The organism is Roseospira visakhapatnamensis (assembly GCF_014197915.1).
GTDB lineage: Bacteria > Pseudomonadota > Alphaproteobacteria > Rhodospirillales > Rhodospirillaceae > Rhodospira > Rhodospira visakhapatnamensis.
Genome location: NZ_JACIGK010000003.1, coordinates 188,289 through 205,497, shown reverse-complemented (window position 1 = coordinate 205,497; position 17,209 = coordinate 188,289). Strand labels below are relative to the sequence as shown.

Genomic DNA, 17,209 nt, shown 5'->3' with positions numbered 1-17,209 from the left:
GCACCATGGCCGGCTCCACCCGGCAACGCCGGCATCGCACGGCGATGACGGATCCCCGGGAACCGTCGGTGACGGGGCGCGTGTGGGCCAGCAGCGTCGGCGGGGTCGGACCGCGACGGAAACCGGGACAGGACAGGACCAGACCATGGGCAACGGCAAGATTTGGCGGGGCCGGGTCGCCATCGGGCGACTCCGGGACCTTGTGTCCAACGTGGCGATGAACCGAGACGGCGCGGGGCGAGACGGCGCGCGCATCCCGTCCCGGGGTCTGGGACCAACCACACCGGCGCTCGGGTCCGGCCTGGTGCTGGCCGTGATGCTGGCCCTGATGCCGGCGATGAGTCTGGCGCAGTCGGCCGGTGTTCCGACGCGCCCATCGACCGGCGGCGCCGGCATGATGTCGGACGGCGCCCCGGCCGCGCCGGGACCCGCCGGGGCGGGCCGCCTTTCGGCGGGCGGTCCGGCCTTCGGCGAAGCGGACAGCCAGGGTTCGCGGCGCGTGGCCGCCGAGGCGACGGATCGCGCCAACGGTCGGGCCGGCTTCGGCCCGCGATACGGCCTGGACGGGCTGACCACGGACGATCGCTACTCGCTGGCCAAGTTCGTGCCGGAAACAGGCCCGATCCGCCTGAACGGCGTCGGACCCCGCCGCAGCATCTCCATCCCCTTCGCCGGCCGGCTGGACCTGGACAGTGTCGAGGTGCGCCTGACCTTCACCAACTCCATCGCCCTGCTCCCCGAACGCTCGGCCCTGACCGTGCGCTGGAACGAAACCGCCATCGGCCAGGTGCGGCTGGACCGCAAGGGCACCCGCAACCAGGTCCGGGTGCCGGTTCCGGTGGAGCTGATCACGGCGGGGTTCAACAGCCTGACCATCGAGGCCGCGCAGCACTATACCTATGAGTGCGAGGACATCAGCGCGCCCGAGCTGTGGACGGAGATCGATACCTCGCGCTCCGAAATCATCGTCAACGGCACACGCAACAACGACAGCATCACGCTGGCGCGCCTGGACCAGGTGTTCTCGCCCGGCATCGGCGGCGTTCGCGACCTGACCGTGGTGACGCCGGACGTGACCGTGCGGCCGGGCGCGCTCTATTGGTCCGGCCTGATCGCCCAGAGCACCGGGCTGCGCCTTCAATATGAACCGGCCATCATCCGCCATCAGGCGCTGGGCAGCGGCAGCCTGCCCGACACCGATCAGGTCATGGCCGGCACCGTGAACGACCTGCGGGGATCACTGCCCAACTTTCCCTGGCGCTCGGTCACCGGCCCGGTGATCGCGGTGCTGCCGGCGGGCAGCGGCGGTCAGGCCATGCGCCTGGTGATCACCGGCACCAGCGACGACGAGGTGACCACCGCCGCCCTGGCGCTGTTGTTCATCGATTTCCCCCTGGCCGACGCCTGGTGGATGCGCGTCAACGCCATCGAGGGCGGGGGCGAGCAACCGGTCGGCGTGCGCAAGTTCCTGGTGCCGGGCACCACCTATACCCTCAAGGACCTGGGGGTTCCGTCGCTGCTGATCGACGGCTCCGGCGGCACGGTGCGCAACGATATCGCCTTGCTGATGCCGGCCGACCTGTGGGCCGGCGAGAACGCGCAGGTCAAGCTGTTCCTGGACCTGACCTACGGCGCGGCGTTCCATCCCACGTCGGTGTTCAACATCTTCCTCAATGGTGACCTGGAACACGCCATCCACCTGAACGACAAGGCCGGAGGCTCGTTCCGGGAGTACGAGGTGCGCATCCCGTTGCGATCGTTCTCGCCCGGCTACAACACGCTGACCTTCGAGTCGTATCTGGTGGCCGAGCAATTGGAACCCTGCGTTACGTTCTACAAGGAAAACCTGGTGATGACGCTGTTCAACAGCTCGTCCCTGGTGCTGCCCAAGGCGGAACATTACGTGCCGCTACCGGACCTGCAACTGCTGGCGAAGACCGGGATTCCGCTGTTCCAGCCCGACCGGCTGCGCTCCACCGGCGTCGGCGTGCTGAACACCAGCCCGGAGGTCATCACGGCCGCCCTGACCCTGGTGGGCAAGCTGACCCAGGTGGCCGCCGCGCCGTTGCCGGGCCTGGAGGTGGTGCCGCGAAACCCGACCGACAAGGAACACGTGCTGCTGGTGGGAACGGTGCAGTCGCTGCGCCCCGACCTGTTCCGCCGCGCCGGCGCCACCCTGGGCGAGGTGCAGCGCATTCCCTATGAGTCCCATCAGTACGCCGACGAGGAGCGGCAGCAGGCCAGCGAGGCGGTGGCCGCCGACGATGGCGGGGGCCTGGGCGGCTGGTTCGATAGCGTCCTGGGCGAGGGGGACGAGTCCGCCGGCGCGCCGGCCGAGCCGGCGCCCACCCGCACCGCCTCCAGTCCGGGCCCGCGCAACTACGTCGCCCATGGCGCCGGCCTGGGGGACACGGCGATCATCATGGGCTTCCCCTCGCCCAACCAAAGTGACGGGACGGTCACTCTGGTGACGGCCGAGACCGCCGAGGCCCTCCTGGCGGGCGTGGCGCGACTGGTTGACCCCGCCTTCTGGGACGCGCTGAAGGGGGACATCATGATCTGGCGGGACTCGCCCACCACCGCCGAGACCCGCACCATTAGCCCGCTGGTTCACGTGGGCGACATGAACCCCATCAGCCAGGCGTCCTACCACGTGTCCAAGAGCCCTTGGATGTGGATCATCGGCGCCCTTGTGATCATCGTGCTTCTGGCGGTGATCGCCAACGTCCTGCTGCGAAACCGCGCCAGGCGCAAGAACGTGGATTCGCACGGTGACTAGGACAGATGGCCCGACGGGCGGGCGGGCGGATCGCACCGGCACGCCCCCTCCCAGTCGGCGCGGCCTGCTGCGCCTGCTGGGGGCGGGCGCGCTCGGCGCGGCCGGATGCACCCTGGCGCGTCCGGGTGAGTCGCGGAGCCTGCCCCCGGCCGGGACCGGCCGGGGGGCGCCGACCGATGACGTGCGGCCGGCGGACTGGTTGGCCGGATGGGCGCAGTTCCGGGACCGCTTCATCACCCCCGCCGGCCGGGTGGTGGATGTCTCCAACAAGCATGTGAGCCACAGCGAAGGCCAGGGCTACGCCATGCTGTTCGCGGTGGCCGCGAACGACCGCGACACCTTCGACCGGGTGTGGGGATGGACCCGCGCGACGTTGCAGTCCCGGCCCGATGACGCCCTGTTGTCCTGGCGCTGGATGCCCGACGATCCCGACGCCGCCGGCGACATGGGGCGCGTCGACGATCCCAACAACGCCACCGACGGCGACCTGCTGGTCGCCTGGGCGCTGACCCGGGCGAGCCAGCGGTGGTCCGAGCCGTCCTACCGCTCGGACGCCGTGACCCTGGCCGGCGACATCCTGCGGCTCACGGTGCTGGAACGCGACGGCGTGCTGATGATGCTGCCGGGGGTGGACGGGTTCCGGCGGGACGGCGCCGTGATCCTCAACCCCTCCTACTACGTCTTTCCGGCCATCGACGCGCTGGGCATGCTCACGGGCGACGCGATCTGGCAGCGCCTGTCCGCCAACGGCGCCGACCTTATCCAGGAGGCGCGCTTCGGCCGCTGGAATCTGCCGCCAGACTGGCTGCTGGTGCGCTATCAGGAGGCCGACCCCCCCGCCGAAACCGAGACCGAGACCGCCGAGGACGCCGGCACGGACGACGCGGCCGGGCCGGCCGAGGCGAACGCCGAGGGGGCGGAGCCCGACGCCACGGCCGGTCCGGAGCCCGACGCCGACCCTGGCGCCACCGCCGACGCGCCGGCCGAGGACACCGCCGACGGGCCCCCCGAGACTGACACTGAGGCTAACACTGAGGCGGACGCCGAGACGGGCGCCGAGGCGGGCGAGCCGCTGCCGCGCCTCGACCTGCCGGAGGGGTTCGAACCGGCCTTCGGCTTCAACGCCATTCGCATTCCCCTGAACCTGATCTGGGGCGGGCGCCAGACCCCCGAGCGGCTGGAGCCGTTCATCACCTTCTGGGGCCACTTCGACGGCGCCCGGTTCACGCCAAGCTGGACCGATCTGACCAAGGACACGGTCACCGTCTACGAGTCCAATCCGGGATTCCAGGCTGTCTTCGTACTCACCAGCGCGGCCTGGGACGACTGGACCCTGGGGACGGTGACCTTGCCGGATCTGGGCGACGACGCGGACTACTACGCCAGCGCGCTCTGGCTCCAGGTCGGATTGGCGCGGGAGGGATGGGTATGACGACGCACAGGGTCCTGTTGCTGAGCGGCGCCGGACTGGTGGTGCTGTTGGGGCTGCTGGTGTCCCGGTTCATCCCCACCGAACCGGCGGCCTGGATCGCGGCCCGGGCCCAGATGGCGACCTCCACCACCGAGTCCGGCGATCAGGCCGACACGCCCCCGGCAAGCCCCTTCCCCGCTCCGGCGGCCGCGCCCGACGCCGACGCCGCGCCGGCGTCTGCCGATGAGACAGCCGCCGAGACACCCGCCGGCGCCGGTTCGACCGACGCCGTGCCGGAGATTCCCGCGCGTCCCGTGGACGCGGACGGCGCACCCGTGGTGGTGCGCGACGACGAGGGAGCCCAGGTGGAAACCGTGGCGCCGGGCGCCGCCGTCGAGGCGCTGGACCCGGGCGCGGATGTCCAGGCGATGCCCGGAACCGGCCTGCGTCGCGAACCGGACAGCGGCGGGGACGGCGGCGCCGTCCGCGTGGAGCGGCTGGGCGGCACCGACCTCGCGCCGATCCCCGAGGGCGCCACCGCGCCCGTGCGCGTGACCGAGGACCAGCGGGTCAACGATCCGGTCCGCGCGCAGGTGCGCGACCCGACGCGCTTCTATCGCGGCGTCGACACCGTGCCGTTCTGGGACGAGATCCGGGTGGGCGATCGCACCGGCGCCCTTGAGGTGCTGGAGCGTATGCGCGCCGACAATCCCGGCTGGTCGCCCAGCCCCAGCATGGTCGAGGCGCTGGCGGTGGACACCACGCCGTTCTGGGCGCGCATCGAGGCCGGGGACCGCGCCGGGGCCAACGCGGTCATGCAACAGCTGCGGCGCGACAACCCGGACTGGTATCCCACCAGCAACATGATCGAGGCGCTGACGACCGTGGACACACGCCCGTTCTGGGCGCGGATGGAAGCCGGCGACCGCGCCGGCGCCCGGGAGATCCTGGCCCAGTTGCGCGCCGAGAACCCGGACTGGGTGCCCGACCGGCGCATGATGGAGGCCCTGGCCACCGTGGACACGCGGCCGTTCTGGGACCGCATCCAGGCGGGCGACCGGCCAGGCGCGCGCGAGGCGCTGCGCGACCTCCGCCGCGAGTATCCGGACTGGACGCCGACCCCCGACATGCTGGAGGCGTTGCAGGTGGACACCCGCCCGTTCTGGGCCGAGGTGCGCACCGGCGACCTGGACGGCGCGCGGGCAATGATCGAGACGCTGCGCACCGCCAACCCCGACTGGCAGCCGTCCGAGGCCATGACCGAGGCGCTCAACCTGATGCGGCTGTCCGCCCTGGCCGAGGCCGGCCGTCACGGCGAGATCGTCGCCCTGGCGGGGTCCGAGCCGGACCTGTTCGCCTGTGACCGCATCGAGGCGCTGTGGTGGCTGGCCGATGCGCACGCCGCCCTGCGCCAGAAGCAGGCGTTGTCCGCGCTGTATCGCCGCATCCTGACGCAATGCCCGGCGCCGTCGCCCGAGGACCTGGGGATCACCCTTCAGAAGGCCTCCACCCACCTGCCGACCGAGGAGTTCGCCGCCTACGTCAAGGCGATCGACGCCGCCGGCTGGCCGACCGAGGCCCGCACGCGCTATGATCAGGCGACCCAGGGGCTGGCCTCGCGGCGCCTTCAGGAGGCCATCGAAAGCGGCAACGTCACCGCCGTCGAACGCGCGGTGGCGGACACGCCGGCCGTTCAACGCGACCCCGCGCTCACCAATCTGGTGGGCTACTTCCTGCTGAACAAGCGCCGCCCGGCCGACGCGCGCCCCTGGTTCGAGCGCTCCCTCGCGTTGGAGGAAACGTTCGACGCCCGCCAGGGTCTGGTTCTGGCGCTGGTCCGGTCCAATGCGCTGGACCGCGCCGCCGAGGTGGCCGGCGCGGCGCCCGAGAAGCGGGCCGCCCTGCAACGCATTGTCGGCGATGCCTATGCCGACGCCGCCACCCGCGCCGCCCGCCGGGGACAGCGCGCCGAGGCCCGGACCCTGACCGAGAAGGCGGCCGCCCTGGGCGTGCGGCGGCCGGGACCCTCGGCGGTCGGCATCGGCTACGAGCGCCTGAACAAGGGCGACCCCCAGGGAGCGCTGGCACGCTTCGTCGCGTCCTACAAACGCAATCCGACGCCGGCCAGCGCCACCGGGATCACCGTGGCCCTCCAGCAGCTCGGACGTGTCGCCGAGGCCCGGCAAATGGCCTGTGGCTGGTCGGCGCGGGCGGCCAACCTCGCGCAGTTGTGCCAGGACCTGCGCGCCAGCGAGGCCGCGCTGGCCTTCGAGGCCGGAGACTACGACCAGGTGCTGGCCATGGCCGCGGAGGCCGGCCCCGGCGCCAACGCCGACCTGCGCGCCCTGGAGGCCTGGAGCTACTACAGCCTGGAAGAGTACGACCGGGCCGAGGCGGCCTTCGAGGCGGCGCTTCAACGCAGCCCGGGCAACACGGACATGCTGGAGGGGTTGGCGCTCACCCGGCTGAACGGCGGCCGTCCCGGCGAGGCCATGGACCTCGCCTGTCCACGCGCGGGGTCGAGCGCCGGCCTGGCGGATGCCTGCGCCGACGCCGCCGCCACGCTGGCCAACGAGTCCTTCGAGGACGGGGACTGGCGCGCGGTGCTGCGCACGGCCGAGATCGCCCGCGCCAGTGGCGCCGACAATGCCAATCTGGCCCAACTGGAAGGCTGGAGTCTGCTGCGCCTGGACCGGCCGGAGGAGGCATCCCAGCGCTTCGAGGTGGCCTATCGCGCCGACCCCGACTCCGGCGCCGGGGCCGGGCTTCTGGAGTCCCTGGAGAAAAGCGGCGACACCCGCCGCGCCCGCTATCTGGTCGAGGACCTGGGTGGCCCCCTGAAGGATGCGTGGCGGGTGCGGGCCTATGACACCTACGTCGAACGGAGCCAGTATCTGATGGCACATCAGGCGCTGGGGGACGAGGAACCGGCCTTGCGCGGCCTCTTCGATCCCGAGGTGGTCATGGGGGTGTTCTACCGGAGTCGGTCCGGCGACGACGGCCTGGACGCCTTCACCGGGCGCTATGGCCAGCTTGAGATGGGCGACGCCTTCACCGGGTTCAACGGCTATCCCGCCCGCTGGGGCCTGCGGGTCGAGGGGCTGGACGCCGATATCGGCGATCCGGATGCCTGTGCCCTGGTCGGCCGTCGCGGACAGATCAACGACCAGAGCCTGGACGCGACCGCCAACTTCCTCGCCACCCTGCTGGCGGACCCCAACATCAGCGACAGCGACCGCGAGATCGTCAATCAGGCGATCGCCGACGTGCGCGCGACCCGGGCGCGAGGAAGCAACGGGGCCGCCGTGGCCCAGGCGATCAGCGATGCCTGCAACCGAGTCAACGCCAGCCTCCCGAGTGCCGTGCAAGGGGCCTGGGTGGCCAGCCCGACCAGCGGCGACAGCATCTTCCACGTCTATGCCGACTTCCGCCAGGAGGCGCCGAACAGCACCTTCGAGGGCTCGGTCGGCTTCGGTCCGGTGGGCGGCGAGGTCGGCGCGGTGCCGCTGGGTCATCTGTCGGTCACCAGCTATGGCGACGGCGCGACACTCTCGGGCACCGCGTTCGCGGAAACCCGCAAGGACAGCCTGCTGTCGCAGTCGGGCATGGTCGATCCCTTCACCGGCGACAGTTGGGGGCGGGTGGTGGAATACGGCCTGAAGGCCGGCGCCACCTTCGACGTCTCGGAGCGGTTCGCGGTCTCGGCCGAGGTGCTGGGAAGCTACCTGACCGGACGCGACGTGGAGGACAACCGGCGGCTTCGCGGCACGCTGTCGGCGGCCTATGACCTGAAGCCCGACGGCTTCAAGTACCTTCGCGTCGGCCCGAGCCTCATGGTCCAGGGGTACGACAAGAACCTGAGCAAGTTCACCTACGGCCACGGCGGCTACTACAGCCCGCAGTGGAACACCACGGCGGGGCTGTTCGTGGACCTCCTGACCCTGGAAGGGAAGGACTGGCTGGTGGGCGGGCGCGCCTTCGCCGGCCTGACCTCGTCGGAAGAGGACAGCACGCCGCTGTTCCCCACGGAAGACGATGGCCAGCGCTACGCCGGCACCGACAGCGAGGGCCTGTCCACCGAACTGGAACTGCGCGGTGCCTGGCAGGTGGCTCCGCAATGGCAGCTCGGCGGCCTGCTGCGGCACTCCACCGCGCCCGACTACGAGGACACGGCGGTCGGCATGACGCTCCGCTACAGCTTCGGCGAACGCGGCGGCGTGCTCGCCCGCGACCTGCCCTCGTTCGTCGATCGCGGACGGCAATAGGCCGGAGCGAGACCACCGGCATGACATCGCCAGAGCGCGCGCGGTGTCATGGCGGTCGGCAACCGCCCCACCGGTCCCGGCCGTCCGGCGCCAAGTGAGCATCGTCACTGCGGGACGCCGTGGTCGCCACTACCGTGACTCCGCTGAGATGATCGCGGGAACCACGGACGGTCCCGGCCCGGGCCGCCGTGCCACGGTCCATGACGGTCAGTCACGCGCGCGCCGTGCCCGACGAGCGGGCGCGCGGCATGGTCGAGGGGATGCCGTCACCGTCGACGGAGGGCGTCGCGACGCCGACGGCTCGCCTCGAAAAAGGGGGGTGCCCCCGACGGGCCCGTCTCCGGACCGGCACCACCATCGACTCCCGGTCGGTGGTGGCCGGGCCGGGGGCGGGCCTTGTCCGGCCCATCGGAGGCCGATCCCCTCCCGAGGCGCCCGCTGCCGCGTCGCGCCCGTCTCCCTCATGGCCCCGTCTCCCCCATTGCCCCGTCTCCCCATTGCAAAGCCGCCGGCGCCCCGGTAGAGGTGCGCAGGGGACCGGTCGAGCCCACCCCGCGCGGGCTCGGCGTCCCGGGCCCGGGTCCTCAACGCCGCCCCGGTCGCGAGCCGGTCGCCGGGGTCCGGGCTCCGCCCCCGATTCCCCCTCGCCGTCCGGAACCGTGCCCGTGTCCCTGCCGCCCGCCACCGTGCCCGCCGACCTGCCCCTCGCGCCCCGTGTCGCGCCCCGTGTCGCGCGCCTGGAGGGGCCTCCGCTGCGCCTGCTGATCGTCGAAGGCAACACGATCGACGCCCGTCGCGCCGTGGAGGCGTCCGGCGGAACCGTCGCCTGCGTCCTTTACGAACAGGTCCTGTTGGCGCTGGCGCCGGCCGGGTCCACCTGCGCGACGATCTGTCCGGGCGATCCGGACGGCGACACGCTGCCGGCCGGCCTGGACTGGGCGCAGATCGACGGCGTCGCCAGCACCGGATCGGCGCTCAGTGTCTACTGGGACCGGCCCGAGGTGCATCGCCAGATCGCCTTCCACGCCCGTGTCTTCGACAGCGGCCGGCCCGCCTTCGGCAGTTGCTGGGCCTTGCAGGTGGCGGCCGTGGTGGCCGGCGGCACCGTGGCGGCCAACCCGCGCGGCCGCGAGGTGGGCCTGGCCCGCAAGGTCACGCTCACCGAGGCCGGACGCGCCCATCCCCTGCATGACGGCCGCCCGCCGGCCTTCGACGCCGTGGCCATCCATGGCGACGAGGTCACCCGCCCCCCGGCGGGGATGACCTGCCTCTCGGGCAATGCCGTCAGCCCGGTGCAGGCGGCGGACATCCGCCACGGCAACGGCATGTTCTGGGGCGTCCAGTACCATCCGGAATTCAGCCTGCGGGACATCGGCCCGCTGTGCCGGCGCTACCGGGAGCAGTTGATCGCGGACGGTCTGGCGGCCGACACGGCCGCCGTGGCGCGCCATGCCGAGGTCCTGGAAACCCTGGGGGCCGACCCCGGCCGGCGGGATCTGGCCTGGCGCCTGGGGATCGATCACGATGTGCTTGACGACGCCCGGCGTTTGACCGAGATCCGGAACTGGCTCGTCCATCAGGTCCTGCCCGCCTAGCACCGACCCGACCGACCGACCACCGCTCCCCAGGATCCGTCCCTCGATTCATCCGCGGCCCGCCCGCGTTCGCTCGGAGTCCGCCGCCATGTGGCTGTCGTTCCGGTCCGTCGCCTCGCTGTTGCTGAGCGTCTCCATCATGTTCCTGGGCAACGGCCTGCTGGGGACCCTGCTGGGCGTCAACCTGGCGGCGGCGAACATCCCCTCGGCCATCAGCGGTCTCGTCATGTCGGGCTACTTCCTGGGGCTGGTGCTGGGATCGCTGTTCGCCATCACCGTGATCCACCAGGTCGGCCACATCCGCGCCTTCGCCGCCTTCGCCTCCGTCTTCTCGGCGGCGTCGCTGGCCCATGCCTTCTTCACCGACCCCCTGTTCTGGGGCGTGCTGCGGGTGATCGAGGGTTTCTGTGTCGCCGGCCTGCTGATGTGCACCGAAAGCTGGCTGAACGAGAAGGCGACGCGCGAGACCCGGGGGACCATCCTGTCCCTGTACATGATCGCCACCTACCTGTCCCAGGGTGGGGCTCAGTTCCTGCTGCAACTGGGCGACATCGCCGGCTATGTCCTGTTCGCGCTGGTCTCCATCCTGCTGTCCATGGCCCTGGTCCCCGTGGCGCTGACCCGGGTGCCGGGTCCGGCGATTCCGACGCCGCGACGGTTCGGCTTCGTCACGCTGTTCCGGATCTCGCCCACCGGGGTGATGGGGTGTGTCGCCTCGGGACTGGCCATGGGGGCCCTCTACGGCATGGGTCCCCTGTTCGCCCGCCAGCAGGGGCTGGACCTGTCGGGCACGGCAGCCTTCATGTCGGCGGTGATCCTGGGCGGCCTGGTGTTGCAGTGGCCGCTGGGCTGGATCTCCGACCGGTTCGACCGGCGCCCAGTGATCGCCATCGTCTGCCTGGCCATGGCTGTCGTGAGCGCCGCCATGGTCGCGGTGAGCCTGAGAGCCCTAGATCCCAACAGCCTGGGCTCCTTGAGTGTGCTGCTGGCCCTGGCGGTTCTGTTCGGGGCCCTGGTGGCGACCCTTTATCCGCTGGCGATCGCCCTGGCCAACGACTGGATCGAGCCGCAGGACGTGGTGCCAGCCAGCGGCGGCCTGCTGCTGGCCTACAGCCTGGGCGCGGTGGCCGGGCCGATCGTGGCCTCGGCGGTCATGGGCTGGACCGGACCGTCGGGCCTGTTCATGCTGACCACCGGCGTGGGGCTGACCATGGCCGTGTTCACCCTGGTGCGCATGCGCATGCGCGACTCGGTGCCCATGGCGGAGCAGGCGCCGTTGCAGGTGGTGCCGCGCACCACGGCGGTGGCCTACGCGATGCTGCCCAGCGAGGACGACAACGGACAGCTCTGCTTCGACTTCGATCACGCGCCGGCCCCCGCCAACGAGGTCGAGGGCATGACTCCCCCCACCGGGCGGGCGGCCTAGGGCCATGACCACGCCCCCGTCCTCGCCGCCGTCCTCGCCGCCGTCCTCGCCCCCCACGTCGCGCCGGATCCTGGCTTCGGGGCCGCCCACCCGGCCGGAGACCCACGCCCGCCTGGCCTCGCACGCGCCGCGCACCTGGCAGCGCATGCTGTCGGGGCGGCGCCTGAACCTGCTCGATCCCTCGCCCTTCGATGTCGAGATCACCGACGTCGCCCTGGGACTGGCCCGCAACACCCGCTGGAACGGCCAGACGTCGGGCGATCACGCCTGGTCGGTGGCCCAACACTCGGTGCTGGTGGTGGAGATCGTCCGCCGGCTGCTGGCGCCGCGCCGCGATACCACGCTGGAGATGGCGGCGTTGCTGCACGACGCCTCGGAATACGTCACCCACGACCTGATCACGCCCCTGAAGGCCGTGGTGGGCGACGTGTTCAAGGAGGTCGAGGACCGCCTGATGGTCGCCGTCCACCTGCGCTTCGGCCTGCCGCCGCGCCTGGACATGGAGCGCAAGGCCCTGGTCAAGCGCGCCGACCTGATCGCCGGGGCCACCGAGGCGGTGCAACTGGCCGGGTTCGAGACCCGTGAGGTGCGGAGCGTCCTGGGCATCAAGGAACGCCCCTGGCCGGACCTGACACTGAGACCAATGCCGTCGCGCGCCGCCGAGAACCTGTTCCTGGAGACCTTCGAGGCCATCATGGCCCGGCTGGCCCTGGAACGGCGATAGGCGGGACCGGCGCGCCGGCGGCCTCTCTCACTCCCCGGCGACCGGCGACCGGGTCCCCGGCCGCTCGTCCAGCCCCATTCCGTGATCATGATGGTCGGTGGCGCGGGCGCGGCGCCGCGCCCGGCCGCGATGACGGGGCTTGGCTTTCGGAGTGTTCCCGGACTGACGCCGCACGCGCCCGCCCTCGATCAGCGGCATGACCAGGCTCATCAAGGCCGGGATGATGATCAGCGTCAGCAGCGCCGACATGGCCAGCCCGCCCAGCACCACCGTGCCCAGGCCCCGATACAGCTCCGATCCCGCGCCCGGGAACAGCACCAGCGGCGACATGCCCATCAGACTGGTGAGCGTGGACATGAAGATGGGCCGGACCCGGTTGGCGGTGGCCTGGCGAATGGCGTCCCCGGCGCTCAGGCCGTCCTGGCGCAGGCCATAAAGGGTCTGGTCCACCAGCAGGATGGCGTTGTTGACGACGATGCCGATGAGGATGACGAAGCCCATCATGGTCAGCATGTCCAGCGGCTGGTAGCTGAACAGGTTGAGCAACGCCAGCGCCAGCACCGCGCCGGCCGAGGCCAGCGGCACCGTGATCATGATCACCATGGGATAGAAGAAGTTCTCGAACAACACCGCCATCACCAGATAGACGATCACCAGCGCCAGCAGAAGCTGCCAGACCATGGCGTCCCACGCCTCGGTCAGCTTGTCGGCCGTCCCGGACAGCGACATGGAGACCTCGGGCGGGATCCCCTCGGCCAGCAGCGGGGCGATGACGTCGTCCTCGATGATCTCCATGGCCCGCTCCAGGGCCAGGGTGGAACTGGGGCGGATTTGCAGGGAGACGGTGCGACTGCCCTCCAGGTGACGGATCTCCGTGGGTCCCGCCGTGAACACGACGTCGCCCAGGGCGGACACCGGCAGAATGGTCCCGGACTCGGTGACCACCGGCAGGGTGCCGATCCCCTGGGTGCGATCGGCGCCGTTGGCCGGGCCGGCCAGGGTCAGGTCGATACGCTCGCCGCCCAGGGTGATCTCATCCACGCGCAGGCCGTCGTTGAACGCATCCACCGTCTGCCCGAAGGTCAGCACCGAAACCCCGTTGTCGGCCAGCCGCAGCAGGTTCGGGAAAACGCGCACCTCGGGCGCGCCCAGTTCCAGGCCGGGCCGGGGGCGCATCTGGTGGCCCTCGTCGCGCGGCAGGACCGCGCCCACCTTTCCGGCGGCGCGCAGGGCCACGCCCAGGATGGTCTCCAGGTCGGCGCCCGAGATATCCAGGTTGACCGCCCGCGCGCCCCCCACGGACCGGCCGAAGGGCGACGGCTGCGACACGAAGCCGAAGGTGCCGGGCTCGGAGAACACCGGGCCGCGCACGACGGGGATCAGGTCGCTCGCGCGGCTCGACTCCTCGGCGGCGGCGCCGACGAAGGCCCGGGTTTCCAGCGCCACGAAGAAGAAGTTGCTGATCCGTGGGGGACCCGGCTCCTCGGCCTCGGTTCCCCGGATCACGTCGGCCACCGCCCGCGCCATGGCGGTCAGCGCTCCCGGCTCGTCGTCGGCCGGGTCCTGGCGATCGCCCGGATCCTCCAGGCCGTGGCGCATGGCGCCCTCGCGCTCCGACCACAGCGGACGCACCGCGTCCTCGATGGACTGGCCGATGGCCGTGGTGGTGTCCAGATTGTAGCCCGGCGGCGGCAGGATCAGGCCGAACACCAGGTTGCGGTTGCCCTCCGGCAGGTACTCCAGCTTCGGCAGATAGGCCCAGGACACCACGCCGGCGGCCGCCGTGATGGCGATCACGATCACCAGGCTGAGAAGCCGGCTGCGCACCATGGCGGCGGTGAGCGACGTCATGGCCCACGAGAAGCCGCGCCCGAACTGGTCGATGCCCGGCAGCGGAACGGCTGGTCCCTCGCCCTTGCGCCGCACGCGGCCCAGCAGCCGCCGGGACAGCGCCGGAATGACGGTGATCGCCACCACCAGCGACAGCATGACGGCCACCGAGATGGCCACGGCGATGTCGCGGAAGAGCTGGCCCACCTCCTGTTCCATGGTGAGGATGGGGATGAACACCATGACCGTGGTCAGGGCCGACACCAGGATGGCGCCCCACACCTGCTTGGCGCCCTGGTAGGCGGCGGCGGCGCGGCTGTACCCCTGTTCCCGCAGGCGGTAGATATTCTCCAGCACGACGATGGCCGCGTCCACCACCATGCCGACGGCGAAGGCGATGCCCGCCAGCGAGATGACGTTCAGCGACCGCCCCATGGCGGCCATGCCGACGAAGGCGCCGATCACCGAGACGGGAATCCCCAGGCTGATGATGACGGTCGGCCCGAACGCCCGCAGGAACACCAGCAGCACGATGGCCGCCAGGGTGCCGCCAACGTAGATGTTGGAGATGACGAGGTCGATGGCCGCCTCGATGTACACGGTCTCGTCGTAGACTTGGCCCAGGTAGAGGCCCTGCTCGGCCAGCACCCCAGTGTTCAGGGCGGCGACCGCGTCACGCAGCAGGCCCATGGTCTCGATCACATTGGCGCCGGTGTCGCGCACGGCGTTGAGGGCCAGCGCGTTCTCCCCCCGGTAGCGAATTCTCGCCGTCTGCTCCTTGTAGGAAAACCGCACGTCGGCCACGTCGCCCACGCTGACCCGGGCCAGGCCGCCGAGCCCCTGACCGGCGGCCGAGCGGACCACCACCGCTTCCACGTCGGCGGGGGTGATGAACTGACCCTCGACCCGCACCACGTAGCGCCGCTTGCCCTCCTCCACGTCGCCGGCGGACATCGAGACGTTGGCGGCGCGCAACGCGGTGACCACCTGGGGAACGGTGATGCGATACTTCGACAGGGCCACCGGGTCGACGGTAACCCGCAGTTCGCGTTCGCTGCCGCCGTAGACGTTGACGCGCGAGATCCCGTCCACGCGCTCCAGCCGGTCGCGAACCACGTCATCCAACAGGTCGCCGTAATGGTAGATGGGGGTCTCGTTGCCCGCCACACGACGCACCGTGAACCAGGCGATGGGCTGATCGTCGGAGCCCGAGGTTTCCAGGGTCGGCTCGTCGGCCTCGTCCGGGTAGTCGGAGACCTGGTCCAGGCGGTTCGCCACCAGCAGCAGGGCGCGATCCATGTTCTGGCCGGTGTTGAACTCCAGCGTCACCTCGGCGTTGCCGGTGTTGGCCTGGCTGCTCATCTCGCGCAGGCCTTCCAGTCCCTTGAGGGCATCCTCCTGGCGGTTGACGATCTCGCGCTCCACCTCCGCCGGCGCGGCGCCCGGCCACGAGGTGTTGACGGTGATGACCGGCTGACGCACGTCCGGCGTCATCTGGATGGGGATTTCCAGGAGGGCGACCAGCCCGAACAGGACCACCATCAGCACGGCGGCGATGATGGCGGTGGGGCGCGCGATGGCCAGGCGGATGAGATCCATGCTGTGACGTCCGTGCTGGTCCGGTCCACGGGTGGGACCGGGCGGTCACCCTTCCGGGGACGTGTCTGGTCCGGCCTCGGCGCCGACCTCGGCTTCGGCATCAAGGTCGGGTTCAGCCGCGGACTCGGGCGCCGGCCCGGCGTCGGCAGCGCCGCCGGAGTCCGCCGCGCCGCGCGCGCTGGGGGGCACGGTGGCCGTCACCGGCTGCCCGGGGCGCAGGCGCTCGTTGCCGCGCGTGACCACCGTCTCGCCGACACTCAGGCCGTCCAGAACCTCGAAAGTCCCGTCCAGGGCCCGCCCGAGGGTCACCGGCCGGGGCTGGGCAACGCCGTCCTCGACCACGAACACCATGGACCCGGACGGACGCGCGATGACCGCATCCTTCACCACGGTGAGCACGCGGGTCTCCGGTCCCTCCGGCAGCAACAGGGTAACGCTCTGGTTGGCCGCCAGCGACTGTCCGGCGACGACCTCCGGCGGCAGCGTGAAGCGGGCCAGCCGGGTGCGGGTGCGGGCGTTCTCGGCCGGCACGATGGCGCGCAGCGTGGCGTCGGCGGTGGTGGCGTCATCCAGCATCACGGTGACCACATGCCCGGCATCCAGGCCGGGCACCAGATCGAAGGGCACGTCGGCCTCGACCTCCAGGTCGCGGTTGTTGAGCAGGCTGACCACGGCGGCGCCCTTGGTGATGAAGGCGCCGACCTCGGTGTGACGCTCGGTCACGACGCCCGGGTAGGGCGCGCGGATGGCGGCGTCGCGCAAGGCCGTCTCGGCCAGGCTGAGGCGGCTTTGGGCGCTGGCCAGCGTGGCCTGGGCGACCGACACCGCGTGACCGTTGCCGGTGACCTCCTCGGCCTTGTCGTCGTAGTTCGCCTGGCTGAAGGCGGCCGAGCGCCGCAGGCCGGCCAGCCGCTGCAACGCCTGCTGGGACAGGGCCAGCCGCGAGCGCGCCTCCTCCAGACCCGCCTGGCGCTGCTGGACCTCGGACTGGGCCAGGTCCACCTCCAGGCGCAGGGTCTCGGTGTCCAGGCGCGCCAGCAACGCGCCCGCGTCGACGCGATCGCCCACCTCCACGGCGAAGTGCTCCACCGCGCCGGTGCTCTTGGCCGCCACCTCACCGGCGCGGCGCGGCACCAGGCGGCCCACCACGGGCGCGGTCTGGCGGCTGACGCGGTCCTCGGTGACCGCGACCCCCACCGGGGTCGCCGGCGGGGCGCCGCCGCCCGACTGCTGGGCCAGGGCCGGCGCGGCCCCGGCCAGGACCACGAGCAGCAGCGCGATCGACATCGCGCGCCCACGGAAACGGAAGACGGTCACCACCGAACGATACTCCTGTGGGTAGATAAGGCCCGCCCGGGCGGTCGTTTGCTTGGGGCATCGCCGCGTCGGAGGTGGATCGTGCGCACGACCTTCCTCACGCATGGTGGCACCATCCCCGCTGGGGACGTCCGGTCCCCGGGGACGAGGGCGCCCCGCCCGCGTGGACAAGACCCGCAGGGATAATGGTCCGCGCGACGGTCGTCCACAAGGGCGGCGCCCGCCGCGCCGCCAGTTTCACGCCGACTGTGATAATCCTGGGT

General features: G+C 71.5%; 8 protein-coding genes. 6 read left to right on the top strand and 2 right to left on the bottom strand.

The genetic code is table 11. The annotated features are described in order from the left end of the window. The first annotated feature begins 145 nt into the window (after window positions 1–145). The 6 genes from GGD89_RS03425 to GGD89_RS03400 all read left to right on the top strand — a co-directional run bounded on the left by GGD89_RS03425 (window position 146) and on the right by GGD89_RS03400 (window position 12,200). Complete coding sequence (locus tag GGD89_RS03425) at window positions 146–2,779, top strand: cellulose biosynthesis cyclic di-GMP-binding regulatory protein BcsB (protein WP_184042690.1); 2,634 nt, start codon at window positions 146–148, stop codon at window positions 2,777–2,779. Further along, window positions 2,772–4,211 (top strand): glycosyl hydrolase family 8, encoded by a 1,440-nt coding sequence (locus GGD89_RS03420; protein WP_184042689.1) that lies wholly within the window; start codon window positions 2,772–2,774, stop codon window positions 4,209–4,211. The genes GGD89_RS03425 and GGD89_RS03420 overlap by 8 nt, the downstream gene beginning before the upstream one ends. Further along, window positions 4,208–8,455, top strand: a complete 4,248-nt coding sequence (locus GGD89_RS03415; protein WP_184042688.1) for a cellulose synthase subunit BcsC-related outer membrane protein — start codon at window positions 4,208–4,210, stop codon at window positions 8,453–8,455. The genes GGD89_RS03420 and GGD89_RS03415 overlap by 4 nt, the downstream gene beginning before the upstream one ends. 665 nt (window positions 8,456–9,120) lie before the next feature. Beyond that, entirely contained in the window at window positions 9,121–10,050 is a 930-nt protein-coding gene (locus tag GGD89_RS19705; protein WP_343058526.1) for a type 1 glutamine amidotransferase, read from the top strand. A gap of 88 nt (window positions 10,051–10,138) precedes the next feature. Then, entirely contained in the window at window positions 10,139–11,476 is a 1,338-nt protein-coding gene (locus tag GGD89_RS03405; protein ID WP_184042687.1) for an MFS transporter, read from the top strand. A 4-nt stretch (window positions 11,477–11,480) separates the two neighbouring features. Then, a complete protein-coding gene (locus GGD89_RS03400; RefSeq protein ID WP_184042686.1) occupies window positions 11,481–12,200 on the top strand; it encodes a YfbR-like 5'-deoxynucleotidase in 720 nt (239 codons plus the stop codon). A 27-nt stretch (window positions 12,201–12,227) separates the two neighbouring features. Here the strand turns inward: GGD89_RS03400 and GGD89_RS19700 are convergent, their stop codons facing one another. Both GGD89_RS19700 and GGD89_RS03385 read right to left on the bottom strand, forming a co-directional pair. Then, entirely contained in the window at window positions 12,228–15,629 is a 3,402-nt protein-coding gene (locus tag GGD89_RS19700) for an efflux RND transporter permease subunit (protein WP_221238301.1), read from the bottom strand. A gap of 45 nt (window positions 15,630–15,674) precedes the next feature. After that, the gene (locus GGD89_RS03385) at window positions 15,675–16,946 is read right to left on the bottom strand and encodes an efflux RND transporter periplasmic adaptor subunit (RefSeq protein ID WP_184042685.1); all 1,272 of its coding nucleotides are present in this window, start codon (window positions 16,944–16,946) and stop codon (window positions 15,675–15,677) included. Window positions 16,947–17,209 lie beyond the last annotated feature (263 nt).

Excerpts from the sequence above, each read along its gene's own strand:
- GGD89_RS03425 (WP_184042690.1), top strand. The coding sequence starts at position 146 with ATGGGCAACGGCAAGATTTGGCGGGGCCGGGTCGCCATCGGGCGACTC.
- GGD89_RS03415 (WP_184042688.1), top strand. The coding sequence starts at position 4,208 with ATGACGACGCACAGGGTCCTGTTGCTGAGCGGCGCCGGACTGGTGGTG.
- GGD89_RS03405 (WP_184042687.1), top strand. The coding sequence starts at position 10,139 with ATGTGGCTGTCGTTCCGGTCCGTCGCCTCGCTGTTGCTGAGCGTCTCC.
- GGD89_RS03400 (WP_184042686.1), top strand. The coding sequence starts at position 11,481 with ATGACCACGCCCCCGTCCTCGCCGCCGTCCTCGCCGCCGTCCTCGCCC.
- GGD89_RS19700 (WP_221238301.1), bottom strand. The coding sequence starts at position 15,629 with ATGGATCTCATCCGCCTGGCCATCGCGCGCCCCACCGCCATCATCGCC.